Source organism: Streptomyces sp. NPDC059696 (genome assembly GCF_042733745.1).
Classification (GTDB): domain Bacteria; phylum Actinomycetota; class Actinomycetes; order Streptomycetales; family Streptomycetaceae; genus Streptomyces.
In genome coordinates, this window is record NZ_JBHWFG010000006.1 from 76303 (window position 1) to 101021 (window position 24719).

The following is a 24719-nucleotide window of genomic DNA, read 5'->3' on the forward strand; positions in this document are numbered from 1 at the left end:
TCCCCTAGAGCCGCGTACTGACGGACCGATGCGGGTGAGATGTATGACGGTATTGACGATTGAACCCGTATGGCAAGACCTGGAACGGCCTCTCACGTTTTTGTTGGTTTGGTCGATGCGAGAGACACGTTGTGTGACGTAAGTTGCACGTTCCCGTCCCATAAACATGCGTTCCCCGGAGGTGATCTGGGCCTCCGGGGAACGCGTGTTCAGGTGCCGGTGCGGACGCCGGTCACCGCACGATCTGCAACAGGCGGTTCGGCGAGCCGGACCCCGCGCTGGTGACCTTGCCGGTGACGGCGCCGTTCACCAGGGCCGTGGCGACCTGGGCCGGGGTGGAGGAGGCGTGGCCGGCCAGGTAGACCGCCGCCGCGCCCGCGACGTGCGGGGTCGCCATCGAGGTGCCGGAGATGGTGTTGGTGGCGGTGTCGCTGGTGTGCCAGCCGGCCGTGATCGACGAGCCGGGCGCGAAGATGTCCAGGACGGAGCCGTAGTTGGAGTAGCTCGCCTTGGCGTCGGTGCCGGTGGTGGCGCCGACCGTGATGGCCTCGGCGACCCGGGCGGGGGACGACGAGGAGGCGGTGGTGCTGCTGTTGCCCGCGGCGACGGCGTAGGTGACACCGCCGGCTATGGAGTTGCGGACGGCCGTGTCCAGGGTCGCGGAGGCGCCGCCGCCGAGCGACAGGTTGGCGACCGAGGGGCCGGAGTGGTTCTTCGTGACCCAGTCGATGCCCGCGATCACACCGGCGGTGGTGCCGGAGCCGCTGTTGTTCAGCACGCGCACGCCCACGATCTTCGCCTTCTTGGCGACGCCGTAGGTCGTGCCGGCGATCGTGGTGGCCACATGGGTGCCGTGGCCGTTGCCGTCCGAGGCGTCGTTGTCGCCGTCGACGGCGTCGTAGCCGTGCGAGGCGCGGCCGCTGATCTGCTGGTGGGTGATGCGCACACCGGTGTCGATCACATAGACCGTCACACCGCTGCCCGCGCTGTCCGGATAGGAGTAGGTGCCGGTCAGGGGCAGTGAGGCCTGGTCGATGCGGTCCAGGCCCCAGGGGGCGTCGGTCTGGGTGGCGGCGAGCGTGACGCGCTGGTTCTGCTCGACGGAGGCCACCGCCGGGTCGGCGGCGAGCCGCCGGGCCTCGGCGGCGGAGAGGGTGGCGGAGTAGCCGTTCAGCGCCTTGCCGAACGTGGTGTCGACCGAGCCGCCGTACTCCTTCACCAGGCCCTTGCCCGCGGCCGAGGACGCCTTGAGGCCCGCGCTCTTCTTGAGCGTGACCAGGTAGCTGTCCTTGATCGCCGTCGGAGAGCCCGCGGCGAGCACCCGGCCCTCGGCGGGTGCGGCCTGGGCGGGAAGCGTGGTGAGCCCGCCCACGAGGGCGGCCGTCGCCAGTGTGGTGAGTGCGGCGGATCCGAGTCTCTTGCTGCGCTGTTGTGCCATGACGGGGGAGTCCTCCTCCAGCGCGCGCCCGGGTGGGGCGCGCGTCGTGTGGGGGGTGTGCGCGTGCTCGCGCACACGAGCCGGGGAGCGTCGCGTTCCGCTCCCGGCCGGAGTAAAGCGTCTGCCAACCACCGGTGCGGAACAAGGGAGTTGAGGATCAGTCAACAAACCTGTCATGAGCACGCAACAAGAGGGGTCGGGCGTGACGAGAGGTGTGGGGAACGCGCCGGGAATCCGGGGAGGGAACGCAACAGACTTGGCATGGACACTTCCTGTCAACACGCGTAGCTGCTACCACGGTTATGGCAGAGATCCTGCTAAAGGGAGGTTCCATGAGACGTTCCCGACTTGTCGTGCTCGTGAGCTCGCTCCTCCTCGCCGTCGGCACCGCCCTCACCGGGGCGGCGACGGCGCAGGCGTCCTCACTCGCCGCAACTGGCGGCTATGTGGCCCTCGGTGACTCCTATTCCTCCGGAGTCGGAGCCGGCAGCTACATCAGTTCCAGCGGCGACTGCAAGCGCAGCACCAAGGCCTACCCCTACCTCTGGGCAGCCGCCCACGCCCCCTCGACCTTCGACTTCACCGCCTGCTCGGGCGCCCGAACGGGTGATGTTCTGGCGAGTCAGCTCACTCCGCTCAGCGCCTCCACCGCCCTCGTCTCGATCAGCATCGGCGGCAACGACGCCGGTTTCGCCGACGTCATGACGACCTGTGTGACCCAGTCCGACAGCGCCTGCGTCTCCCGCATCAACACCGCCCGCGCGTACGTCGACTCCACGCTGCCCGGCAACCTCGACGGCGTGTACTCGGCGATCCGTTCCAAGGCCCCCGCCGCCAAGGTCGTCGTCCTCGGCTACCCCCGCTTCTACAAGCTCGGCACCACCTGCCTCGGTCTGTCCGAGACCAAGCGCAAGGCCATCAACGACGCCTCCGACCACCTCAACACCGCCATCGCCAAGCGGGCCGCGAACCACGGCTTCGCCTTCGGCGACGTCCGCACCACCTTCACCGGTCACGAGATCTGCTCCGGTGACTCGTGGCTGCACAGCGTCAGCTGGCTCAACATCGGCGAGTCGTACCACCCGAAGGCTCCCGGTCAGTCGGGTGGCTACCTGCCCGTCCTGAACAGCAACGACTGACCGCTCAGCCGTCGTCCGAGCCGGAGCCGGAGCCGGAGCCGGAACCCGAGCCCGAGCCCGGGTTCGCGTCCGGATCCGTGCCGGAGGGAGAAGGGGAGGCCCCGCCCGTCGGGGTCTCCGTCTCGCACGTCACCGAGAAGGGCACCGACTCGGACGTCGTACGCACCGGCTCCCGCACCTCCACGCCGATCTCGTTCTCGAACGTTCCGGTCTGCGCCTGCGTCGACACCCGCACCGAGTCCTGCTTCGAGCGGCCGCCGCCCTCCGGGAACGACAGGGTCTTCCACCCCCCGTCGAGCACCTGGCCGTCCTGCGTCACCCAGCGGTAGCTGACCTCGGCCGGCAGCCGCCCCACCGTGAGCGTCGCCGTGAACTCGGGTGCCCGAGCGGCGGGTGGCGGGCACGTGCCCGAGTAGTCGGTGCGCCGGCCCTGGAGGGACACCTTCACCGACTGCGGCGGCGCACTGCTCTCCTTCGACTCGCTCGGAGTCGGGGACGGGCTGGACTTCTCCGTCCCGGTGTTGCGGGGCGGGCTCTTGGTCGCGGTGGGCGTACCGTTCCCGGCGCCCTGGTCCCGGCCGCCGGAGCCGTCCCCGTCGTGCAGCAGCGCGTACGTCAGCCCGCCCACCGCGAGCGCCAGCGCGACCACGCCCACGACCAGCACGCGGCCGGCCCGGCGGTCCCGGCCCCCGTCCTGCCCCGTGGCCGTCGTGGTCACACCCGAACCGGCCGCCGACCGGCCCGGGAACGCCGGGGGAGGCGTGGGAGCGGGCTCGGGGTGGCCCACCACCGTCGGCGGGAACGGCACCGCGCGCGTGGTGTCCGCGCGCGGCGACCCGCCCGCCGCGACCACCCGCAGATCCTCCTCGGCCCGCTCGGGCGGCAGCCGCTGCTCGGGGTCCTTGCGCAGCAGCCCCTCGATCACCGGGGCGAGCGGCCCGGCCCGGTACGGCGGCGGCAGCTCCTCGTCGACGATCGCCCGCAGTGTGCTCAGGGGGGTGTCGTGACGGAAGGGGGAGTGGCCCTCGACGGCGGCGTAGAGCAGCACACCGAGCGACCACAGGTCCGACTCCGGGCCCGGTGTGCGGCCCAGCGCCCGCTCCGGTGCGAGGAATTCGGGCGAGCCGATGACCTCGCCGGTCATGGTCAGCGCGGAGCTGCCCTCGACCATGGCGATGCCGAAGTCGGTCAGCACGATCCGGCCGTCGTTCGAGATCAGCACGTTGGCCGGCTTCACGTCGCGGTGCAGCACCCCGGCCTCGTGCGCGGCCCGCAGCGCGGCCAGCACCTCCGCGCCGATGTGCGCGGCACGCTCCGGTGCCATCGGGCCCTCGGCGTCCAGGATCTCGGCCAGCGACAGGCCGCGGACCAGCTCCATGACGATCCACGGCCGGCCGTCGTCCGTCGCCACGTCGTACACCGTCACCACGTTGCGGTTGGCGACCCGGGCCGCCGCCCACGCCTCGCGCTCCAGCCGCGCGTACATCCGCTGCACGTCGTCGCCGGCCAGCCCGGACGGGGCGCGCACCTCCTTGACGGCGACCTCGCGGTGCAGCACCTCGTCGCGGGCGCGCCACACGGTGCCCATACCGCCCTCGCCGAGCGGCGCCAGGAGCCGGTAGCGGCCCGCGATCACACGCTCATGGCCCGGTTCTTCGAACACGGCGCCCCCATTCGCAGCCGGGCGAAATCTCCATGGGGAGTGTTTTCCCCACGCGGTCGGATTTCCTCACGACGTCCGCTTTTTCTCCTGACGTCCGATGCCTCACGAACGTAACTCAGCCGAGCGCGGATGCCGCCCCCTTGAACACGAGTCCGGCCCCGAGAACCAGCACGGCGAAGGCCGAGCCGAGCGGTGCGGTGCGGCGTACCAGGGCGGCGACCGGGCCCGCCGTCCAGCGGGGGCGCCGCTCCAGCAACCGGGTCATGCCGCTGCCCGCCTTGACGACGGCGTACCCGGCGGCGGTGAGGGTCAGCGCCAGCCCGACGCCGTAGGCGACGACGAGCAGCAGACCGAACCAGGCCTGCCCGAGCGCGGCGGCGCCGACCAGCACCACGACGGCGGACGGGCTGGGCACGAGGCCGCCCGCGAATCCCATGAGGATCGTGCCGCGGAGGGTGGGGGCGACGGGGTGGGAGTGGGTGAAGCCGCCGTGGGTGTGCTCCACCGTGTGGGGGTGGGAGTGCGGGTGGGCGTGATCGTGCGGGTGGTCGTGGTCGTGGTCGTGGTCGTGCTCGTGGCTGTGGTCATGGTCGTGGCCGTGCGGGTGCTCGTGGTGGTGGTGCGTGTGGTCGTGCTCGTGGCCGTGCGGGTGACCGTGGTGGTGGTCGCCGTCGTGGGTGTGGCCGCCATGGTGGTGTGTGCCGTGCGGGTGGTGGGTGTGCGCGCGGTTGCGCAGGGCGCGGCGGACCAGGCTCGCACCCGCCAGGGTCACCAGCACGCCGCTGGCGACGCCGAGCCAGGCGATCACCGAAGGGGCCGCCGCCGAACCGGCCGTGACCAGCAGGCCCAGGGCGACCACGCCGAGCGTGTGCGTGACGGTCACCGAGGCGGCCATGGGCAGGACGTCCTTCATCCGTGCCTGGCCGCCCCGGGCCGCCGCCGTCGCGGCCATGATGGTCTTGCCGTGGCCCGGGGCGAGCGCGTGCATCGCGCCCAGGACGACGGCGATGAGCAGGGCCAGCGCGGCGAAGCCGGCCGTGAGGTCCTGCCGGGCCACGAGGTCGTCCAGGGCACGGGTCCAGCGGTCCGCACCGCGCGGGAGCACGGAGGCCGCCGGCGTGTCCGGCTGCTCCTCGGCCAGGGCGGCACCACCGGGGCGCACCCGCAGGGCGGCCGACGCGGTGTCGGCCGGGGACGACAGCAACTCCTCCGGATAGCTGGTCAGTTCGTCCGAGATCGACTTCTCCGGCACGTCCGACGCGGCGAGCGTCATCCGGTCGCCCCGCGCCGTGATCTCCCGCCAGCCCGGGCCGCTGGAGGCGCCCGCGCCGTGGAAACCGAGGGCCATGGTCCCGCCGCCCGAAGGGAGCGCGGCGGTCAGTTCGCACTCCAGCCGGAGGGTGTCGAGCCCCGCCTGCCCGGGCCGCACGCGCGCGCGGCTGCGCTCGGTGGTGAGGGCGACCCGGCGGCCGTCGACGGTCGCGCGGCTGTCCTCGGCGGCCGTGGCGCACCGCTCGCGCGCCCACATGGCGATGCCGAGCCGCTCGATGTCCGGCCCCGCCTGGGTCGCCGGGATCTCCGCGAGGTCCTCGACGTGATGGACCCGCAGTTCACCGGGGGCGGCGACGAGGCCGTCGTAGCGGTTGACGGTGAAGTTGCCCAGCGGGTGGGCGCTCGCCGTGGCGGCGGGCAGCAGGGTGAGCGCGCAGGCGGCCGTGAGGACGGCGGCGCCGGACGCGAACAGCCGGCGCAGGATCACCGGTTCCCCTCCAGATCCTCGAGTGCGGTACGGGCCTCACGCGCGCCGAGGGGCGAGAAGCCGGGGTTCAGGTCCAGCGCGGCCTTCAGGTGCGTACGGGCCTCTCGGCCGGCGCCGGTGGCGCGTTCGATGACACCGCGGTGATAGAGGAAGACGGCGTTGCGGTAGCCGGTGGCGGTCGCCCGGCGGGCGTAGGGCAGGGCTTCCTCGTCACGGCCGTTGACGTGCAGGGCCCAGGCGAGGGCGTCGGCGGTGTGCACGCTGTGGCGGCGGTCCCACTCGGCGCGGGCGGCACGCAGGGCCTCCTTCTTGTCGCCGTGGTCGGCGGCGGCCATGGCCGTCTCGAGGTCGGTGTTGGCGCCGCCGGCGCGGGCCAGCGCCGTCCAGGCGTCGACGAGGGCGTACTGGTCGCCGGCCTTCGCACGGTCGCCGTCGGCACCGCGGTCCTCGTACAGCTCGCCGAGCGCGACGAGCGGCCCGGGCAGCGGGAAGCGGGCGACGACCTGCTCCAGCCCCTTCACCGCCGCCGCCCGGTCGCCGCTCGCGGCCTGGGCACGGGCGCGGCCCTCCAGGGCGGGCAGATAGGCGTCGTCGGCGGCCAGGGCGCGGGCGTAGTGGCCGAGGGCCGTCTTGTACTGGCCCTGGTTCCAGGCGAGCTGGCCGAGGGCCGTGGCGACGTATGCGACGTCACCGGGCGCGTTCGCCGAGGCCAGGGCGCGCTCCAGTACGGCACGCGCCGTACGGACGTCGCCGCGCAGCTCGTGCACGTACGCGTACCGGGTGAAGACGGGGACGCCCGGGCGCCGGTCGTCGGCGGTGTCGGCGGCCTTCGCGGCGTCGTCGTACCGGCCGAGTTCGACGAGGGCGTCGACGCGGGTGCACAGGGCGCGTTCGCTGTAGGGGTTCCGCTTCAGGGCCCGGTCCGCGTAGGACAGGGCGCCGGGGAAGTCGTGCCGGGCGGCGGCGAGGGCGGCGCGGCCCGCCAGGGCCTGGTCGTTGCCCGGCTCCAATCGCAGGGACCGGTTCAGGGCGCGCTCGGCCTGGGGGTAGCGGGACGGATCGCCCTTGGTGCGGGCCTGCTCGACATGGGCGAGCCCGAGGGTGGCCCAGCTGCCGAAGTCCCGCGGCTGGGCACGCAGGTGCTGCTGCAGGGACGCGATGCCCGCGTCGAGGTCGCCCCGCGCGAGTTCGCCGGGCGACAGCGCCCCGGCCGCCGACACGGCGTCGACCCCCGCACCCCGGTCCTGCGCACCCCCGACGGCGATGGCCCCGCCGGTCACCGCGACCGCCAGCAGCATCGCGCATCCGGCGACATGCAGGGCCCGCCACCGCCGGCCCCCGGCGGCGGCCCGCCGCACGGCGACGACCCGCCGGCCGGCATCCGGTACGGAGCCGGAGCCGCTCCCCTCGGGGCGGGCCCCGGACGTGCTGTCGCTGTCGCTGTCGCTGTCGCTGTCGTTGTCGCCGCCGGAGCCGGAGCCGGAGCCGGAGCCGGAGCCGGCGCTGGTGCCGGCCGTGCCGGCGTCTGCCGGGCCGGAGTCGGCCCCCGCCCCGGTGGCAGGGACATCGGGCCGCCCCTCGGGCTCCGGGTGCACGGGGGACGTCGACGGCGACCGGTGGTCGTCGGGGTGTCCCGGTGTGCTGTCGGTCGTACGCGGGGGCATGACCACTCCTCGGTCGGATGTGCGGGTGCGGGTGCGGAAGTCGGCGGCGCGGCCCGCGCCGTGGGGGATGGGAACGGGCCGCGCCAGTCGGTGGCAGCGGAGCGGGTCAGTACGCCCGGTTCCGCATGCGGCGCCACCACATCAGGGCCGCGCCGATGAGGACGATGCCGCCCGCGCCGGCCCCCGCGGAGGCGGCCATCAGACCCATGTCGTCCGAACTCTGCGCACCGGCCGGCTGGAGCGCGTCGCCCAGCTGGCTGCGGACGTCGTTGCCGCCGTCCACGCCCTTGGCGAGCGGGCCGCGCGAACCCTCCGTCGGCAGAGCCACGTACGGGAAGTACTTCTCGAACTTCTTGTCGTTCTTGTCGACCGCGTCACCGAGGTCGTTCTTCGCACCGAGCAGCTCGCCCTCGACGACCTGCAGCGACGCGTCGATCACGTCGTCGGTGAGGCGACGGCCGTTCGGGAAGCCCGCGTTGTCACCGTCGAGGACACCGAGGCGCTTGGGCTTGGCGGCCGGCTTGATGGACGTGTTGAGCCGCAGCTGCTCCGATGGCGTCACGTGCGGCGGCTGGTTGAGGTCCTTCACTCCCTTGAGGAAGACGTCGACCAGGTCGTTGCGGGGCTCGGCCGGTGCCGGGATCTTGTAGATCGCCTCGATGAGCTTCGGCAGCTCCGGGTTGGTGACGTTCTTCAGGAACTGACCGTCGTCGCGCGGGGTGGACGCGTTGAACGTGTCCTTGTCCTTGATGGGGTTGACGACCTCGTTGACCAGCGGGTTGCCGAGGCGGGAGACCTGGGTGAAGTAGCCCTTGGCGTTCTTGCGCTGGGTCGTCGACCAGATGCCGACCACCGGCTGCTCGTGCGACTCGGTGATGAGGCTGTTGGGGACCTGCAGGGCTATGGAGTTGACGTTGTAGCCCTTGAGGGTGTCGTTGCCGACCTCGGAGAGGTTTCCGCCGTACAGCAGGTCGAAGACGCGCAGGTCCAGGAAGAACGGGTCGTCGGCCTGACCGGCGAACGTCTGCGCCCCCCCGGCGAGTTTGTGCACGGCCTGCTGGCGCAGGGTGTTGTAGTCCGGCATCGACGCCTTGCCGACGTTCGACGGCGCGACCGGCACGTCGTCGGCGACCTTGGTCTTCGACACGGCCTTCAGGTGCTTCAGCTTGATCAGTTCGAGGTCGTAGGTCTGCGTGATGTTGAGGTCGGGGTCGTCGAGGCTCTCGACCGGGCCCGTGTTGTACAGGAACGTCTTGTCGTTCTTCGTGTGCGTCTTGAACGTGTACCGGAAGAGCAGGTCCTCCTGCGCGTCGCCGTTGCTGTCGATGCGCAGGTCGTACTGGGCGTCCTCGGCGAACGTGAAGAAGTTGGGCCCGCCGGCCGGTTCCTCGAAGGGGATCCAGTTCGCGACGATGGTCGTCGTGTCCGGCTTGTCCGGGCTGACGAACGCGTACACGTCGGTGTTGTCGTACTGCGGTGTCCCCGAGATCAGCGGAGCCTCGCGGTGGCTGGAGGCGGAGGCCTCCTCGGGTGCCAGCGCGGTCACACCGGCGGCTGCGAGCCCGCCGGCGGCCAGTGCGCCACAGATCACGGTCGCGATGCTCGCGCGTCCCGCACCGGTCCTGGAGATAGGTGTCATGCCGTCCGTCCTCCGTGCCAACTTGCCTGACACACGCCATTCGGAGCGGTCGGCGAAGCGGATTGGTCGAATCTCAAACGTTCTTACGGCGCATCGGGAAAGTTGTTTCATCGCCGGGCGACCCGCGTTTTCGGCACGCTGATCCGTAACCCCATCCGGAGGTGTGTGCGTTGCGAATGCCTCGTGTGAGGGGACAGGCCCGGTGCGGCCTCGGGAAGGGGGACCGAGTGGAGGCGGACGAGCTGCTGCTGCTCGTGGCAGGGGGGGACCAGAAGGCCTTCGAGGAGTTGTACGGACTCGTGTCCGGTCCGGTGTTCGGACTCGTACGGCGTGTGGTGCGCGACCCCGCCCAGTCGGAGGAGGTGGCTCAGGAGGTGCTGCTCGAACTGTGGCGCTCGGCCACGAAGTTCGACCCGGGCCGGGGCAGCGCGATGTCGTGGATCCTCACCCTCGCCCACCGCCGGGCCGTCGACCGGGTGCGCAGCGCCCGCGCGGCCGGTGAACGCGAGCAGCGCGAGGCACTGCGCGCGAACCAGCCCGCCTTCGACCAGGTCACCGAGGAGGTCGAGGCGGGACTCGAAAGGGAATGGGTGCGCCGCTGCCTCGACCGGCTCACCGTCCTGCAACGCCAGTCGGTCACGCTCGCCTACTACGAGGGCTACACGTACCGTGAGGTCGCCGAGCAGCTGTCCCTGCCGCTGGGCACCGTCAAGACCCGGATGCGGGACGGGCTGACCCGTATGCGCGAGTGCCTCGGAGGTGTGGCATGAGCCTCTTCCGCCGCGAGGACCTGCACTCGCTCGCCGCGCCCTACGCGCTCGACGCCCTGGAACCCCCGGAGCGGCTCCGCTTCGAGAGGCACCTCGCGGACTGCGACCGCTGCGCCGCGGAGGTGCGCGCGCTGTCCGAGGACGCCGTGCGGCTCGCCTGGTCCACGACCGCCCCGCCCCCGGCCGCGATGCGCGAGCGGGTCATGTTCGCCGTACGGACGACTCCCCAGGACCCGCCGCCGCAGGGGGTGGTGCGTGAGCCGGCGAGGGCACGGGCCGCACAGCTGCCCCCGCACGTGTGGGGCGCCCAGCCGCCGCCGCGGCAGCGGCAACGCCGTCGCATCCCGCTGTTCGTGCCCTTCGCGACGGCCACCGCCGCCGCGGCTCTCGTCGTCGCCTCGTTGTTCGCCGTGCAGGCGAACCGGACCCAGGACCGGCTGACCGCCGAGCAAGATCGGTCACGTGAGATCGCCCACGTTCTGGCCGCTCCGGACGCCCGTGCCAGCACCGGCCGGGACGGACGGGGACGCACGATCGGAGTGATCGCTTCCGCCACGGAGGGGAGCGCGGTGGTCACCCTCGGCGGATACGGCGCCCCGACGGGCGGCCGCGTGCACCAGTTGTGGCTCATGCGCCCGGGCGCGCAACCACGCTCCCTGGGCCTCTTCCAGGGCGACACGCCCCTGGTCGCGACGGGTTTGGGAACGTCCGCGACGTCACTGGCCGTGACCGTCGAGCCCGCCGGGGGATCGCCGCAGCCCACCACCCAGCCGTTCGTCCAACTCGCCCTGAAATCTGTTGGATTCGGAGAGTGATCGGAGATACATCGTCAACCCCCTTATGGGGAAGGTGAATCCTGTGACCGCGATACACGAGTGCCGGGACGGGGCGATAGGGTTAGCCTGCCCGGGCCGGGTGGACTCGTACGGGTGGGGAGTGACATGGAACAGATAACAGTGCGCAGCAGGGCCAGGGTCCCTGCGATCACCTGCGGGAGCAGCGCGACCAGTTCGCGCCTCGACCGCCACCTCTCGGTGCTGGGCGGCCCCGCCGTCCCCCAGCGGGAGACGGTCGAGGCGACCTCGCTCATGCGGGAACTGACCGCGCGTCAGTCGCACGACCGCAGTGGCAGGGGTGCACGCGTCCGTCGCGTCTCGCTCTTCGCGCCGCTGCGCCGGCTGCGCCGCTCGCTCTTCGGCAGCAGGTAGGGGCCCGCGCTCGGGCGGTCACACCGCCCCCGGCGCCGGCGCTGCGACACCCGTCGTCCGTCATCCCCGCGGCACGCAGCGGCGCCAGGTGTGTTCCCGAGCGCGGTACGCCCCCCGTCGGTGCCTCTCCCCGCCCGGCAGTGACCGGGGGCCGTGCCCGAGACCGCGGTCGCGTGTTCAGCGCTCCCCGTACGCGTACCGGCGCACGGCCAGCGGCACGAACACCCCGAGCAGCACGGCACACCACAGGAGCGATCCCGCGACGGGATGGGCCACCGGCCAGGCCGCCCCGCCGGGCACCGGCGCGTTGCCCAAGAGGTCCCTCAGGGCCGTCGCCACCGCGCTGATCGGATTCCACTCCGCGACCGTCCGCAGCCGGCCCGGCAGCCCGTTCGTGGGAATGTACGCGCTGGACAGCAGCGGCAGCAGGAACGTCGCCCCGCCCAGCTGGCCGGCCGCCTCCTCGTTCCGGGTGAGCAGGCCCAGGTAGATCCCGGCCCACGTGCACGCGAAGCGGAACAGCAGCAGCAGCGCGAACGCCCCCACGGCCGCGAGCGGACTTCCCTCGACCCGCCAGCCCACCGCCAGGCCCACCAGGACGAACGGCACCGTCCCGAGGGCCGTGGCCACCAGGTCCGCCACGGCCTGTCCCAGCGGTACGGCCGCCCGGCTCACCGGCAGCGTGCGGAAACGGTCGGTCACCCCCCGGTGCGTGTCCTGGGCCGCCTGGAACATCCCGGCCATGATCCCGCCCGAAGCGGTCGCCACCAGCAGGCCCGGCACGAGGAACGACCGGTACGCCTCGCCCGGCACCGCCAGTGCGCTGCCGAAGACGTAGCCGAAGAACAACAGCATGCTGATCGGCATGGTCTGGGTCAGGATCAGCAGGCCCGGGTTGTTCCGCAGCCGCAGCAGCTGGCGGCCCAGCATCGCGGTCCCGTCGTACGCCAGCATGCTCATGCGGCACACTCCCTCTCGTCGGTCGTCGCGGTCGTCGTGGTCTTCGTGGTCGTCGTGGTCTTCGTGGGTGTCGTGGGTGTCCCGGTCTTCCCGGGCGCGGGCTCCGTCAGGCGCAGGAACACGTCGTCGAGGGTCGGCGGGCGCAGGCTCACATCGAGCAGCGGCACGCCCGCCGTGTCCAGGGCGCGCACCAGCAGCGGGATCGTGAGCGTCGGGTCCTTGCTGACGGCGCCGACGGCGTTGCGCTCGCGGTCCAGCGTCGGCTGCGCTCCGGTCAGCCGGTCGAGCACGGCCGCCGCCTCCGCGAGGACGCCGGCGTCCGCCACGACGACCTCGGCGTGCGCTCCGACCAGCGCTTTGAGCTGCGCCGGCGACCCGGTCTGGGTGACCCGTCCGCGGTCCACCAGGGCGATGTCGTCGGCCAGCCGGTCGGCCTCCTCCAGGTACTGCGTGGTCAGCAGCACGGTGGTGCCCTCGTCGGTCAGGCCGCGCACCACGTCCCAGATCAGGGCGCGGCTGACCGGGTCGAGTCCGGTCGTCGGCTCGTCCAGGAACAGCACGTCCGGGCGGCGGATCAGGCTCGCGGCGAGGTCCAGGCGGCGGCGCATCCCGCCGGACCAGGTGGACGCGGGGCGGTCGGCGGCCTCGGTCAGACCGAAGCGGTCCAGCAACTCCGCGCTCCGGTCGGCCGGGCCGCGCACCCGGTGCAGCCGGCCGAACAGCCGCAGGTTCTGACGCCCGGTGAGGTCCCCGTCGATCGACGTCTCCTGCCCGGTGACGCCGATCCTCCGGCGTACCGCGGCGGCCTCGCGGACCAGGTCGTGCCCCGCGACCCGCGCGGAGCCGGCGTCCGGCCGCAGCAGTGTGGTCAGCAGCCCCACGGCCGTCGTCTTCCCCGCCCCGTTCGGCCCGAGGATCCCGCAGACCGTCCCCTCCGCGACCGCGAGGTCCAGCCCGCGCAGGGCGTGGACCTGCCCGAACCGCTTCTCCAGACCCTCACTAAGTACAGCGTACGTAGAAGTCATGGCAGGACCATAGCGCACTACGTACGGTGTACGTAACTAGGATGGTGGCCGAGGTGATGACCGATGGCGGGCCGAGCTGCCGTACCCGAAGTGATCTGGGCGCGCCCCGAGCGCACCGGCCGTGGGCCGAAACCGGCGTTCACCCGCGCCGACATCGCGGCGGCGGCCGTGCGGATCGCCGACGCCGAGGGGCTGGACGGGGTCACCATGCGGCACGTCGCCGCTGAGCTGGGCTGCGGCACGATGTCGCTCTACAACTACGTCCCCCGCAAGGAGGACCTGTACGAGCTGATGATCGACGCCATCGGTGCCGAGCACGAGATGTTCGAGCCCACCGGCGACTGGCGCGCCGACATGCTGCGCAACGCCGAGCAGACGCGCGCCATCATGCGCCGCCACACCTGGGCGCCGCGCCTGATGGCGGGGGTGTTCGGCTTCAGCCCCAGCACCCTGCGCTACCTGGAGCACTGTCTGGCCTGTCTCGAACCGCTCGACGTACCGGCCGGCACGAAGACGGAGCTGGTCGCGCTGCTCAACGGCGTCGTGACGACGTATACCGGGAACGACATCGCGACCGCCGAACGCGCCCGCTCCATGCCGTGGTCGGCCGAGGAGGAGAACGCGGTCCGCATGGCCTACCTGGGCAGCCGGATCGCCACCGGCGCCTATCCGCGGCTGGCCGCGGCCTTCATGGAGCAGAGCGGGCCGGTCGACCTGGAGGCGGTGTTCCGGCGGGCCCTCGAACGCGTCCTGGACGCCTTCGACCCCGAGCTGCGCCAGGGGGGACGGCCCTGCGGCGCCTAGAGCAGCGCCAGTTGACCCTCCGGGCCCTCCTCGGGCCCCTCCAGCACCGACGCCGGGCGGCGGGCCGCGCCCGGCACCGGGAGGACGCCCGCCTCGGCCAGCTCCGTCGCCGTGACCGGGTCGGGAACCTCCGGCTCCTGCGGCGTGCGCAGCTCGGCCAGGAGCGCCAGGACGGTGATGAGCTCCAGCAGCTCCGACGTCCAGGCCTGCGGCCAGGTGGCGGGACGGATCGCCGCCAGCGTGCCCGGCTCGTGGACCGCGACGCGGGTGGCGAACCACTCCTGGAGGACGTGGACCCCTCCCGCCTCGAAGTCCCAGGCCTGCGGCGGCACCGGGGAGATACGGCCCTCGTCCAGGAACAGGGCCTCCTCCTCCCGGTCGTAGCGCAGCTCCAGCGGGCGGGAGGGCAACGGGGCGCGGACGTAGGGCCGGCGGCCGCCGGGGAGCTTGGGGCGGTCGCCGTCGCGGCGCATCAGCCAAAGCAGCCGGCGGCCCCGTTCGAGGCCCCGCTCCCACGCGGCCCGGTCCCCGGTGAGCGGGACGGTGAGGTCCGGGCGGGCCGTGGCCGCGATCCAGGCCAGGACGTCCAGCGGGGTGGGGACGGCGCCCAGGCGGGCACCGAGGTGCTCCGGCAGGCCCGGGGCCAGGTTCGGTTCGCGGCCGCCGGGGCGCCGGAACAGCGGGCGGATCCGGCCGGGGCGCAGCAGCGGCAGCAGCGAGGTGACGAGCAGGGGCGGGTCGGTCCCGGGTGCCTCCACGACGAAGACCTGCCGCTCGTCCGCCACCCGCCACAGCTCCGGGCGGGCCGCGTCGATCAGCCGCTGGTCGGGGATGAGCCACTGCTCGTCGTAGGGGGCGAGGAGGACGCGCACCGGCTCCGGGCAGGGCCCCGAGGCGCGCACCAGCTTCTCGGTGCCGCTGCCGGTCCGGCCGGGCAACTGGCCGACGGCCGTGTGCAGGGTGCGCGAGCGGGTCGGCTCGAACAGGGACGCGCGGTCGGGCCCCTCGGTCTTCACCAGAGCGTCCCAACGGGCTTTCAGGGACGCCGCGTCCGGCGCCGCCGGCCAGCCCCGGCCGAGCCGCGGCGGTGCGACGGACCACGGCATGAGGTCCGCCAGCGGCGGAGCGTCGTCGTGCGTCACGCCGGGCATCGTACGACGCGTCCGAGGGGCGCGGGGCGGGGACCTGTGCGGTTCCGCCGCGCGGACGGGGCCGGCCTTCGAGGGTCCGCGTCCGGCCCTCGACGGTCCGATGCCGGCCCCCGACGGCCCGATGCCGGCCCCCGACGGCCCGATGCCGGTTCCCGGTGGTCCGATGCCGATCCCCGGTGGTCCGCGGTCCCTTGCCTACGCATCCAGGGTCACCGTGAAGGAGAACCGGTCGCCGCGGTACTGGATGACGGCCACGTCCAGCGTCCGCCCCTCGCTGTCGTACGTCACGCCCGTGTAGTGCAGGATCGGGCTCAGCAGCGGGACTTGGAGCAGCTTGGCGGTCTCCGGGTCGGCCAGCCGCGCCTGCACCGTGTCCGTGATGCGGCTGAGGTCCGCGCCCACCACGTCCCGCAGCACCTTGGTCATGGGCCAGCGGGCGAGGTCGTCCGGGTCGAGCCGCGCGGCCAGTTCGGGACGGACGTAGTTGCGGGCGTGATTGGTGGGCTCACCGGTCTTCTCGTCGCTGCGCAGCCGGTGGTACGTCGACACCTCCCGCAGGTCCGGGAAGTACTCGGCGAGTTCGCCGGGCACCGGCGCGCTGCCGTGCTCCAGCAGTTCGGTCGTCATGCCGGACTGCTGGGCCACGATCGCGTCCACCGAGCCGAGCAGACGCACCGGTGAACCCCGGCGCGCGTGCGGCTCGATGAACGTCCCCCGGCGGCGGTGGCGCGTGATCAGCCCCTCGTCCTCCAGCTCCTTCAGCGCCTGCCGCATCGTCAGCACGCTCACGCCGTAGTGCCCGGCCAACTGCTCCTCGGTGGGCAGCCGCAACGGGTCCTGCGGCGAACGGCCGAGGATCGAGGCGCGCAGCGACTGCGACACCTGGTACCAGAGCGGCAGCTTGCGGTTCAGGACGATCGAGTCCGGGGCGAAGGAGGTCACGGGGCCATCCGTACCGTCAGGAAATGATCAGTGCAAGGGGGGTTCTGCCGGGACCCCCTGGGGGCGGAAGTGCCGCTGGAGGCCCTGCCAGACGTCGTCGTAGTGCTGCTGGAGGTGGTCCGCTTCGGCCGCGTGCGGGGTGAGGGTGAGCGGCCAGCGGGTCTCGAACATGAACGCCAGGCCGTCGTCGATCTTCTGCGGCTTCAGCTCGGCGGCGCTCGCCCGGTCGAAGGTCTCCCGGTCCGGGCCGTGCGCCGACATCATGTTGTGCAGCGAACCGCCGCCCGGCACGAAGCCCTCCGCCTTCGCGTCGTACGCGCCCTCGATCAGGCCCATGTACTCGCTCATCACGTTCCGGTGGAAGTACGGCGGCCGGAACGTGTCCTCGCCCACCAGCCAGCGCGGCGCGAACACCACGAAGTCGACGCCGGCCAGACCCGGGGTGTCCGACGGCGACGTCAGCACCGTGAAGATCGACGGGTCCGGGTGGTCGTAGGTGATGGTGCCGAGCACATTGAAGCGGCGCAGGTCGTAGATGTACGGCACATGGTTGCCGTGCCAGGCGACCACATCGAGGGGGGAGTGGTCGTAGGTGGCGGTCCACAGGTTGCCGCAGAACTTGTTCACCACCTCCACCGGCCCCTCCACGTCCTCGAACGCGGCGACGGGGGCGCGGAAGTCCCGGGCGTTGGCCAGCCCGTTGGCGCCGATCGGGCCCAGGTCGGGGAGGGTGAAGGGCGCGCCGTAGTTCTCGCACACATAGCCGCGGGCGGATTCATCGAGCAGTTCCACACGGAAGCGGACACCACGCGGAATCAGAGCCACATGTCCCGGCTCCACATGGAGCAGACCGAACTCGGTGCGCAGCAGCAGCCCGCCGCGCTCCGGGACGATCAGCAGTTCGCCGTCGGCGTCGCTGAACACCCGGTCCATGGAGGTGTCGGCCGCGTACAGGTGCACGGCGATGCCGGTGCGCTGGGTGACGTCGCCGTTGCCGCCCAGGGTCCACAGTCCCGCCAGGAAGTCGGTCCCGGGTGCCGGGTCGGGCAGCGGGTTCCAGCGCAGGCGGTTGGGGTCGGGCACGGTCTGGGTGAAGGGAGCGGTGCGCAGCGCGCCGTTGTCGGTGCGGGTGAACGCCGGGTGCGCGGCCGAGGGGCGGATGCGGTAGAGCCACGAGCGGCGGTTGTGGGCCCGCGGCTCGGTGAACGCCGTACCGCTCAGCTGCTCCGCGTACAGCCCGAGGGGGGCCCGCTGGGGGGAGTTGCGGCCCTCGGGCAGCGCGCCCGGGACCGCCTCCGAGCTGTGCTCGTTGCCGAAGCCGGACAGGTAGACCAGCCCTTCGGCGGTCTTCCGCGCTTCCCCGCGCTCGAACGTGCTCGCGCGGGTGGTGCCCCCATCGCCCATGATCGCTGCTCCCTTGCGGCCGTGACGGACTCATCCGATTCCTATGCGACACCGTAGGATTGCGATTTCCCCGACGCAAGAGGGGCACGCGCCCTCCTCTTCACGGATGACCGGAACCCGACTTGAGAATGATCCGCGGAGACGGACAGGTGTTCTACGCTCCCGAACATGTCGTGGACACGGAGACCCTGGGCCGCGCTCGTGGCCGGTGTCCTGCTCGTGACCGGATCCGCGGGCTGCGGCTCTGACGACGCCCGGAAGGACGACGCGTCACCCGCACCGGTCGGCAAGATCCTCGAGGACCGGGACCAGGACGGGCGGCCCTACCGTGAGGTGGGACCCGAGGACGCCCCCGGCGTCGGGATCGAGGTGCAGCCCGACGCGGCCGGCGGCTGGGACGTCCACCTGACCCTGCGCAACTTCCGCTTCTCGCCGGACGGCGCGGCGGCCCGTCCGGTGGCCGGACGCGGCCTCGCGCGCCTCTTCGTCGACGACCGCCCCGTGGCCCGGCTCCGTACCCCCGCGCACCGGCTGGACACCCGTCTGGTGCCACGCGGCACGCACCGCGTCACGGCCCGTCTCTACGCCGACGACGGCACCGTGTGGGCGGTGGAGGGCGAGCCCGTGGAGAGCACGGCCGACATCACCGCGTCGGAGCCGGGCCCGGGAACGAGTCCGGACGCCGCCGCCCGGCGCACGGCCCGGACGCAGGACGGGCGGGCCGGGGGGCGAGGTTCACCGGACCGCGCGCGCGGGGCATCATGAAGCCCGTGCCCCACGCGACATCGCTCCGTCGTGCGCCCGTGCAGCGGCGCAGTGCCGAACGCCTGACCAGGATCCTCGACGCCTGCGCCGACCTCCTCGACGAGGTCGGCTACGACGGCCTGAGCACGCGAGCCGTCGCCCAGCGGGCCTCGGTCCCGATCGGCTCGGTCTACCGGTTCTTCGGCAACAAGCGGCAGATGGCCGACGCCCTGGCCCAGCGCAACCTCGAGCGGTACTCCGAGCGCGTCACGCAGCGTCTGCGGGAGGCCGGGGAGGGCGGGGGCTGGCGTACGGCCATGGACGCCGTCCTCGACGAGTACCTGGACATGAAGCGCACCGCGCCCGGCTTCTCCCTCGTCGACTTCGGCAACCAGATCCCGGTCGGCGCCCGCCAGGCGGAGCCCAACCACCGCGTCGCCGACCGCCTCACCGAGCTCCTCTCCGGTCACCTCGGACGTGAGCCCGACGAGGACCTGCGGCGCGTCTTCCTCATAGCGGTCGAGACCGCGGACACCCTCGTGCACCTGGCGTTCCGCGTAGCGCCGGAGGGGGAGCAGCGGATCATCGACGAGGCCCGGGAGATGCTGCGGGCCTACCTCGCCCGGGTACTCGACTGACTTCGCCGGACCGGAGTGCTCGACTGACTTCGCCGGACCGGAGTGCTCGACTGACTTCGCCGGACCGGAGTGCTCGACTGGCCTCGCCAGGGCCTCGCGGCCGGGCCTCGCCGGAATGCTCGACCGGCCTCGCCCAGGGTCCCTGCCGGGCCTTGCCGGACCGCTCGACCGACCTCGCCGGACCGCTCGACCGACCTCGCCCAGGGTCCCTGACGGGCCTTACCGGATCGCTCGGCGAACCTGCCGGACCGCTCGACCGACCTCGCCGGACCGCTCGACCGGCCTCGCCCAGGGTCCCTGACGGGCCTTACCGGATCGCTCGGCGAACCTGCCGGACCGCTCGACCGACCTCGCCGGATCGCTCGACCGGCCTCGCCCAGGGTCCCTGACCGACCTCGCCCAAGATCCTCGACGGTCCCGCCCAGGTGCTCGGCCGGTCTCGATTCCGTCAGGGCCTCCCCAGCGTGCATACCGGTCGGTATGCTCGGCGCGTCAGCGCGTCAGCGCGTCGCCGTAGCCGCCGTCCCCGGGAGGACCCGTGTCCCGCACCGCCCTGCGTATCTGTCCCCTGTGCGAGGCCACGTGCGGCCTGACGCTCACCATCGAGGGCACGCGCGTCACCCGTGCCCGCGGGGACCGCGACGACGTGTTCAGCCGGGGGTTCATCTGCCCCAAGGGCGCTTCGTTCGGCGCGGTCGACTCCGACCCCGACCGGCTGCGCACGCCGCTCGTACGCCGTGACGGGGAGCTGCGCGAGGCCACCTGGGAGGAGGCCTTCGACGCGGTCGCGGCCGGTGTCCGCCCGGTCGTGGAGCGCCACGGCCCGAACTCCGTCGGGGTCGTGCTCGGCAACCCCAACGTGCACACCATGGCCGGCGCCCTCTACCCGCCCGTCCTGCTCGCCGGGCTCGGCACCCGCAGCGTCTTCACCGCCTCCACGGTCGACCAGATGCCCAAGCACGTCTCCAGCGGCCTCCTCTTCGGCGACGCGCACGCCATCCCGGTGCCCGACCTCGACCACACCGACCACCTGCTCCTGATCGGCGCCAACCCGCTGGAGTCCAACGGCAGTCTGTGCACCGCCCCCGACTTCCCCGGCAAGCTGAAGGCCCTCAAGGCCCGCGGCGGCACCCTCGTCGTGATCGACCCGCGGCGCACCCGCACCGCCAAGCTCGCCGACCGGCACATCGCCGTCCGGCCCGGCACGGACGCGCTGCTGCTGGCGGCGATGGCACAGGTGCTCTACGAAGAGGGCCTCGTCGCACCGGCACCGCACGTGCGGGGCGTCGAGGAACTGGCCGCGGAACTCGCGGAGTTCACCCCCGAAGCCGTCGCGGGGGCGTGCGACGTCGACGCCGGCCTCATCCGCACCCTCGCCCGTGAACTCGCCGCCGCCCCCACCGCCGCCGTATACGGCCGTATCGGCAGCTGCACCGTCCCGCACGGCACCCTCGCCAGCTGGCTCGTCGACGTCCTGAACATCCTCACCGGCAACCTCGACCGGCCCGGCGGCGCGCTCTTCCCGCAAGCCGCCACCGACAAGACCCCGCGCCCCGCGGGCCCCGGCCGCGGCTTCGCCCTCGGACGCTGGCACTCCCGGGTGAGCCGGTACCCCGAGGCGAAGGGCGAACTGCCCCTCTCCGCCCTCGCCGAGGAGATCGACACCGCCACCGAGGAGGGCGAGCCGGTGCGGGCGCTGATCGTCGTGGCCGCCAACCCCGTGCTGTCCGCGCCCGACGGCGACCGGCTCGACAAGGCGCTCGACTCGCTCGACTTCATGGTCAGCGTCGACCCCTACCTCAACGAGACCTCCCGCCACGCCGACGTCGTCCTGCCCCCGCCCCCGCCCTCCCAGAGCCCCCACCACGACTTCGCCTTCAACACGCTCGCCGTGCGCAACCAGGTCCGCTACACCCGCCCGGCGATCCCGCTGGAAGCGGGCCGCATGGCGGAGACGGAGATCCTCGCCCGGCTGACCCTCGCCGTCACGGGCATGCACGGAGCCGACCCGGCGGACGTCGACCGGATGGTCATCGACCAGACCCTCGGCAAGGCGGTCACGGAACCGCACTCGCCGGTCCACGGCGGCGATCCGCGCGAGCTCGCCGGCCGGCTCACCGGCGACACGGGCCCCGAGCGGCGGCTCGACATGATGCTGCGCCTCGGCCCCTACGGCGACGGCTTCGGCGTACGACCGGACGGGCTCAGCCTGGAGAAGCTGCTCGCGCACCCGCACGGCATCGACCTCGGCCCGCTGCGGCCCCGCCTGCCGCAGCCCCTGAAGACCCGCAGCGGCGAGGTGGAGCTGCTGCCCGGTCCGATCGCGGACGACCTGCCCCGTCTGCGCGCGGCCCTCGCCGAACGCCCCGCGGGCTTCGTCCTGGTCGGCCGCCGTCATCTGCGCTCCAACAACAGCTGGATGCACAACGTGCCCGCCCTCACCGGCGGCTCCAACCGCTGCACCGTGCACCTCCACCCCGAGGACGCCGAGCGGCTGGGCGTCGAGGACGGGGCCGCCGTGCGCGTGAAGGGCGCCGGGGGAGAGGTCGTCGCACCCGCCGAGGTCACGGACGCCATCCGGCGGGGCGTGGTGAGCCTGCCGCACGGCTGGGGCCACAACCGCCCGGGCACCCGCCTGAGCCATGCCTCCACGGACCCCGGCGTCAACGTCAACCAGCTCCTCGACGGCCGTCTCCTCGACCCGCTGTCGGGCAACGCCGTCCTCAACGGAGTGCCCGTCGAGGTCACCCCCGCGAGCTCCGCCCCACCCGCCGCCGTGACCGAAACGCGCACCGCTCTGACCTGAGTAAAGCTGTGACCAGCAGTTTTGCGCTTATTGCTCGCAGGTCAACGTCTTGTTAACGCTGCTTGACGGGACCTAACGTCTCGGGAACCGCCGGCCCTGGTGGGATGTTCAAGGGCGAACGTTAGGTATCCACTCATGCTGACCATCCTCGGCTTCGCCATGATCGCGACCTTCCTGGTCCTGATCATGATGAAGAAGATGTCGCCGATCGCGGCGCTCGTGCTGATTCCCGCGCTCTTCTGCGTGTTCGTCGGCAAGGGCGCCAAGCTCGGTGACTACGTCCTCGACGGCGTGACCGACCTCGCCCCCACCGCGGCGATGCTCATGTTCGCGATCGTCTACTTCGGCGTGATGATCGACGTCGGTCTCTTCGACCCGATCGTCCGCGGCATCCTCAAGTTCTGTAAGGCCGACCCGATGCGGATCGTCGTCGGCACCGCCCTGCTCGCCGCGATCGTGTCGCTGGACGGCGACGGCTCGACCACCTTCATGATCACCGTCTCGGCGATGTACCCGCTGTACAAGCGCCTGAAGATGAGCCTGGTCGTGATGACCGGTGTGGCCGCCATGGCCAACGGCGTGATGAACACCCTCCCCTGGGGCGGCCCGACCGCCCGCGCCGCGACCGCGCTGAAGCTCGACGCCAGCGACATCTTCGTCCCGATGATCCCGGCGCTCCTGGTCGGCCTGCTCTTCGTCTTCGTCCTGTCCTACGTGCTCGGTGTGCGCGAGCGCCGGCGGCTGGGCGTGCTGACCCTGGACGAGGTGCTGGAGGAGGAGCAGGAGACCGAGACGGTCCTCGTCGGCTCCGGTGCCTCCGGCGACGGCAAGGTCTCGATGCGCAAGGGCGGCACGGCCGCCGCGGTCACCGGCACGGACGCCCCCGCCGGTGCCACGGGCTCCGCCGCCTCCGGTGACTCCGCAGCCCCCGCGGACGACGACGGTTTCCAGGGCCTCGACCCGAACCGGGCCACCCTGCGCCCCAAGCTGTACTGGTTCAACGCGCTGCTCACGGTCGGCCTGCTCACCGCCATGATCATGGAGTGGCTGCCGATCCCGGTGCTGTTCCTCATCGGCGCCGCGCTCGCCCTCTCCGTCAACTTCCCGCACATCCCCGCCCAGAAGGCCCGCCTGGCCGCCCACGCCGACAACGTCCTGAACGTCTCCGGCATGGTCTTCGCCGCCGCCGTCTTCACCGGCGTCCTCCAGGGCACCGGCATGGTCGACCACATGGCCAAGTGGATGGTGGACGTCATCCCCGGCAGCATGGGCCCGCACATGGCCCTCGTCACCGGCATCCTGAGCCTGCCGCTCACCTACTTCATGTCGAACGACGGCTTCTACTTCGGTGTCCTGCCCGTCCTCGCCGAGGCCGGTGCCGCGCACGGCGTCACCCCGCTGGAGATGGCCCGCGCCTCGCTGGTCGGCCAGCCGCTGCACATGTCCAGCCCGCTCGTGCCGGCCGTCTACGTCCTGGTCGGCATGGCCAAGGTCGAGTTCGGCGACCACACCAGGTTCGTCGTGAAGTGGGCCGCCCTCACCTGCCTGGTCATCCTCGGCGCGGGCATGCTGTTCGGGATCATCTGAGCCACTTCATGGAGGACGTCATCGTGAGGCCCGGTGGGAACCGCGGCTGGCTGCTCCGCCTCGTCATCGCCTTCTCCTTCGCGCAGGGGGCGGTGTCGATGGCCCGGCCCGCCGTCTCCTACCGGGCCCTCGCGCTGGGCGCGGACGAGCGCGCCGTCGGTGTGATCGCCGGTGTCTACGCGCTGCTGCCCCTGTTCGCCGCCGTGCCTCTGGGCCGGCGTACCGATCACGGCCGCTGCGCGCCGCTGCTCCCGGTCGGCGTGGTGCTCATCGCCGGCGGCTGCGCCCTCAGCGGCGTCGCCGGTTCCCTGGGGACGATGGCGCTGTGGAGCGGGGTGATGGGTCTCGGGCACCTGTGCTTCGTCATCGGCTCGCAGTCCCTCGTCGCCCGCCAGTCCGCGCCGCACGAACAGGACCGCAACTTCGGCCACTTCACCATCGGCGCCGCCCTCGGCCAGCTGGTCGGCCCGGTCGCCGCGGGCGCGCTGATCGGCGGCGAGGACATGGCCGGCAGCAGCGCGCTCGCCCTGATCGTGGCGGGCGCGACCGCGGCGGTCGCGTTCACCTCGCTGTGGCGCATCGAGCATCGCCGTACGCCGTCCGCGTCCGGCGCGGACAAGGGCGCCCGGGTCCCGGTCGGCGGCATCCTGCGCACCCGTGGGGTGCCGGCGGGCATCCTCATCAGCCTGGCCGTGCTGTCCGCGACGGACATCCTGACCGCCTACCTGCCGGTGGTCGGCGAGCACCGCGGCATCGCGCCGTCCGTGATCGGTGTCCTGCTGAGTCTGCGCGCGGCGGCGACGATCGCCTGCCGCCTGGTGCTGACGCCCTTGCTGCGCCTGCTCGGCCGGACCCTGCTGCTGACCCTCACCTGTCTGCTGGCGGCCCTGCTGTGCGCGGGCATCGCCCTGCCGGTGCCGGTGTGGGCGCTCGGGCTGCTGCTGGTCGCGCTGGGCTTCTGCCTCGGGGTCGGGCAGCCGCTGTCGATGACGACGGTGGTGCAGGCGGCCCCCGACGACGCCCGTTCCACCGCCCTGGCCCTGCGGCTGACCGGCAACCGGCTCGGGCAGGTCGCCGCGCCCGCAGCGGCCGGGCTGATCGCCGGGGTCGCGGGGGTGGCGGCGCCGTTCGTGATGCTGGGCGTGCTGTTGCTGCTGTCGTCCGGGGTCGCCGTCCGGACACCGAGGGAGCCGGAGGATCCGGACGGGCCCGATGAGCCGGGCGAGCCGGGCGGGTCTGACGAGCCGGGCGAGGGGGCGGGCCCGGGCCGGGGGAGACGTACGGGGCGGAAGGGTTTCGCGGGTGGGGTGCCGCTGCGCCGGAAGAGCGATATCTGACGCGTCGTAGGGCGGTGCTGCGGTCTTTTCGGCCGTGAGGT

The 24719-nt window shown here is 72.6% G+C and carries 20 protein-coding genes; 10 read left to right on the plus strand and 10 right to left on the minus strand.

Annotation, left to right across the window (positions count from 1 at the left end; all coding sequences use genetic code 11):
* Window positions 1-232: 232 nt before the first annotated feature.
* The gene (locus ACFV20_RS08405; protein ID WP_385653899.1) at window positions 233-1438 is read right to left on the minus strand and encodes a S8 family peptidase; all 1206 of its coding nucleotides are present in this window, start codon (window positions 1436-1438) and stop codon (window positions 233-235) included.
* 332 nt (window positions 1439-1770) lie between these two features.
* On the opposite strand from ACFV20_RS08405, the gene ACFV20_RS08410 reads away from it, so the two are divergent.
* Window positions 1771-2577, plus strand: coding sequence for an SGNH/GDSL hydrolase family protein (locus tag ACFV20_RS08410; RefSeq protein ID WP_385653902.1), 807 nt, complete (start codon window positions 1771-1773; stop codon window positions 2575-2577).
* A gap of 4 nt (window positions 2578-2581) precedes the next feature.
* Here ACFV20_RS08410 and ACFV20_RS08415 read toward each other — a convergent pair whose 3' ends face one another.
* The 4 genes from ACFV20_RS08415 to ACFV20_RS08430 all read right to left on the minus strand — a co-directional run bounded on the left by ACFV20_RS08415 (window position 2582) and on the right by ACFV20_RS08430 (window position 9302).
* On the minus strand, window positions 2582-4240 hold the full coding sequence (locus ACFV20_RS08415) for a serine/threonine-protein kinase (RefSeq protein ID WP_385653904.1): 1659 nt from the start codon (window positions 4238-4240) through the stop codon (window positions 2582-2584).
* Between the two features lie 115 nt (window positions 4241-4355).
* Entirely contained in the window at window positions 4356-5999 is a 1644-nt protein-coding gene (locus tag ACFV20_RS08420; RefSeq protein ID WP_385653906.1) for a nickel transporter, read from the minus strand.
* Entirely contained in the window at window positions 5996-7663 is a 1668-nt protein-coding gene (locus tag ACFV20_RS08425; RefSeq protein ID WP_385653908.1) for a tetratricopeptide repeat protein, read from the minus strand. The genes ACFV20_RS08420 and ACFV20_RS08425 overlap by 4 nt, the downstream gene beginning before the upstream one ends.
* 106 nt (window positions 7664-7769) lie before the next feature.
* Complete coding sequence (locus ACFV20_RS08430; protein ID WP_385653910.1) at window positions 7770-9302, minus strand: DUF4331 domain-containing protein; 1533 nt, start codon at window positions 9300-9302, stop codon at window positions 7770-7772.
* Between the two features lie 227 nt (window positions 9303-9529).
* Between ACFV20_RS08430 and ACFV20_RS08435 the strand changes: the two genes are divergently transcribed.
* The 3 genes from ACFV20_RS08435 to ACFV20_RS08445 all read left to right on the plus strand — a co-directional run bounded on the left by ACFV20_RS08435 (window position 9530) and on the right by ACFV20_RS08445 (window position 11280).
* Window positions 9530-10072 (plus strand): sigma-70 family RNA polymerase sigma factor, encoded by a 543-nt coding sequence (locus ACFV20_RS08435; protein ID WP_385653912.1) that lies wholly within the window; start codon window positions 9530-9532, stop codon window positions 10070-10072.
* The gene (locus ACFV20_RS08440; protein WP_385653913.1) at window positions 10069-10887 is read left to right on the plus strand and encodes an anti-sigma factor domain-containing protein; all 819 of its coding nucleotides are present in this window, start codon (window positions 10069-10071) and stop codon (window positions 10885-10887) included. Before ACFV20_RS08435 ends, ACFV20_RS08440 begins: the two co-directional genes overlap by 4 nt.
* A 126-nt stretch (window positions 10888-11013) precedes the next feature.
* Window positions 11014-11280: a hypothetical protein gene (locus ACFV20_RS08445; protein ID WP_234848210.1), complete on the plus strand. Its 267-nt coding sequence runs from the start codon at window positions 11014-11016 to the stop codon at window positions 11278-11280.
* Between the two features lie 177 nt (window positions 11281-11457).
* On the opposite strand, the gene ACFV20_RS08450 is transcribed toward ACFV20_RS08445, so the two are convergent.
* The gene (locus ACFV20_RS08450; protein ID WP_385653914.1) at window positions 11458-12240 is read right to left on the minus strand and encodes an ABC transporter permease; all 783 of its coding nucleotides are present in this window, start codon (window positions 12238-12240) and stop codon (window positions 11458-11460) included.
* A complete protein-coding gene (locus tag ACFV20_RS08455) occupies window positions 12237-13265 on the minus strand; it encodes an ATP-binding cassette domain-containing protein (protein WP_385653917.1) in 1029 nt (342 codons plus the stop codon). Before ACFV20_RS08455 ends, ACFV20_RS08450 begins: the two co-directional genes overlap by 4 nt.
* Before the next feature lie 63 nt (window positions 13266-13328).
* On the opposite strand from ACFV20_RS08455, the gene ACFV20_RS08460 reads away from it, so the two are divergent.
* The gene (locus ACFV20_RS08460) at window positions 13329-14069 is read left to right on the plus strand and encodes a TetR/AcrR family transcriptional regulator (RefSeq protein WP_385653919.1); all 741 of its coding nucleotides are present in this window, start codon (window positions 13329-13331) and stop codon (window positions 14067-14069) included.
* Here ACFV20_RS08460 and ACFV20_RS08465 read toward each other — a convergent pair.
* The 3 genes from ACFV20_RS08465 to hmgA form a co-directional block, all read right to left on the minus strand.
* Window positions 14066-15220, minus strand: a complete 1155-nt coding sequence (locus ACFV20_RS08465; RefSeq protein ID WP_385653920.1) for a type ISP restriction/modification enzyme — start codon at window positions 15218-15220, stop codon at window positions 14066-14068. The two genes, ACFV20_RS08460 and ACFV20_RS08465, sit on opposite strands and share 4 nt — an antisense overlap.
* A 195-nt stretch (window positions 15221-15415) precedes the next feature.
* Window positions 15416-16162, minus strand: a complete 747-nt coding sequence (locus ACFV20_RS08470) for a GntR family transcriptional regulator (protein ID WP_385653922.1) — start codon at window positions 16160-16162, stop codon at window positions 15416-15418.
* Window positions 16163-16189: 27 nt separating this feature from the next.
* Window positions 16190-17566, minus strand: coding sequence for a homogentisate 1,2-dioxygenase (gene hmgA, locus ACFV20_RS08475; protein WP_385653924.1), 1377 nt, complete (start codon window positions 17564-17566; stop codon window positions 16190-16192).
* 168 nt (window positions 17567-17734) lie between these two features.
* Here hmgA and ACFV20_RS08480 point away from each other — a divergent pair, with 168 nt between their 5' ends.
* From ACFV20_RS08480 to ACFV20_RS08500, 5 genes are all read left to right on the plus strand, one after another.
* Complete coding sequence (locus tag ACFV20_RS08480; RefSeq protein ID WP_385653927.1) at window positions 17735-18331, plus strand: hypothetical protein; 597 nt, start codon at window positions 17735-17737, stop codon at window positions 18329-18331.
* Window positions 18328-18948, plus strand: coding sequence for a TetR family transcriptional regulator (locus tag ACFV20_RS08485; protein WP_385653930.1), 621 nt, complete (start codon window positions 18328-18330; stop codon window positions 18946-18948). The genes ACFV20_RS08480 and ACFV20_RS08485 overlap by 4 nt, the downstream gene beginning before the upstream one ends.
* Window positions 18949-19486: 538 nt before the next feature.
* A complete protein-coding gene (locus ACFV20_RS08490) occupies window positions 19487-21754 on the plus strand; it encodes a molybdopterin oxidoreductase family protein (RefSeq protein ID WP_385653932.1) in 2268 nt (755 codons plus the stop codon).
* A 135-nt stretch (window positions 21755-21889) separates the two neighbouring features.
* Window positions 21890-23341, plus strand: a complete 1452-nt coding sequence (locus tag ACFV20_RS08495) for a CitMHS family transporter (RefSeq protein WP_385653933.1) — start codon at window positions 21890-21892, stop codon at window positions 23339-23341.
* A gap of 23 nt (window positions 23342-23364) precedes the next feature.
* Window positions 23365-24678: an MFS transporter gene (locus ACFV20_RS08500; RefSeq protein ID WP_385653935.1), complete on the plus strand. Its 1314-nt coding sequence runs from the start codon at window positions 23365-23367 to the stop codon at window positions 24676-24678.
* Window positions 24679-24719 lie beyond the last annotated feature (41 nt).

What these genes read in the sequence shown, in the direction of transcription:
- ACFV20_RS08410 (WP_385653902.1), top strand. Translation starts at nt 1,771, where the DNA reads ATGAGACGTTCCCGACTTGTCGTGCTCGTGAGCTCGCTCCTCCTCGCC.
- ACFV20_RS08480 (WP_385653927.1), top strand. Translation starts at nt 17,735, where the DNA reads ATGTCGTGGACACGGAGACCCTGGGCCGCGCTCGTGGCCGGTGTCCTG.
- hmgA (WP_385653924.1), bottom strand. Translation starts at nt 17,566, where the DNA reads ATGGGCGATGGGGGCACCACCCGCGCGAGCACGTTCGAGCGCGGGGAA.
- ACFV20_RS08455 (WP_385653917.1), bottom strand. Translation starts at nt 13,265, where the DNA reads ATGACTTCTACGTACGCTGTACTTAGTGAGGGTCTGGAGAAGCGGTTC.
- ACFV20_RS08430 (WP_385653910.1), bottom strand. Translation starts at nt 9,302, where the DNA reads ATGACACCTATCTCCAGGACCGGTGCGGGACGCGCGAGCATCGCGACC.
- ACFV20_RS08405 (WP_385653899.1), bottom strand. Translation starts at nt 1,438, where the DNA reads ATGGCACAACAGCGCAGCAAGAGACTCGGATCCGCCGCACTCACCACA.
- ACFV20_RS08445 (WP_234848210.1), top strand. Translation starts at nt 11,014, where the DNA reads ATGGAACAGATAACAGTGCGCAGCAGGGCCAGGGTCCCTGCGATCACC.
- ACFV20_RS08465 (WP_385653920.1), bottom strand. Translation starts at nt 15,220, where the DNA reads ATGCCCGGCGTGACGCACGACGACGCTCCGCCGCTGGCGGACCTCATG.
- ACFV20_RS08460 (WP_385653919.1), top strand. Translation starts at nt 13,329, where the DNA reads ATGGCGGGCCGAGCTGCCGTACCCGAAGTGATCTGGGCGCGCCCCGAG.
- ACFV20_RS08440 (WP_385653913.1), top strand. Translation starts at nt 10,069, where the DNA reads ATGAGCCTCTTCCGCCGCGAGGACCTGCACTCGCTCGCCGCGCCCTAC.
- ACFV20_RS08450 (WP_385653914.1), bottom strand. Translation starts at nt 12,240, where the DNA reads ATGAGCATGCTGGCGTACGACGGGACCGCGATGCTGGGCCGCCAGCTG.
- ACFV20_RS08485 (WP_385653930.1), top strand. Translation starts at nt 18,328, where the DNA reads ATGAAGCCCGTGCCCCACGCGACATCGCTCCGTCGTGCGCCCGTGCAG.
- ACFV20_RS08425 (WP_385653908.1), bottom strand. Translation starts at nt 7,663, where the DNA reads ATGCCCCCGCGTACGACCGACAGCACACCGGGACACCCCGACGACCAC.
- ACFV20_RS08495 (WP_385653933.1), top strand. Translation starts at nt 21,890, where the DNA reads ATGCTGACCATCCTCGGCTTCGCCATGATCGCGACCTTCCTGGTCCTG.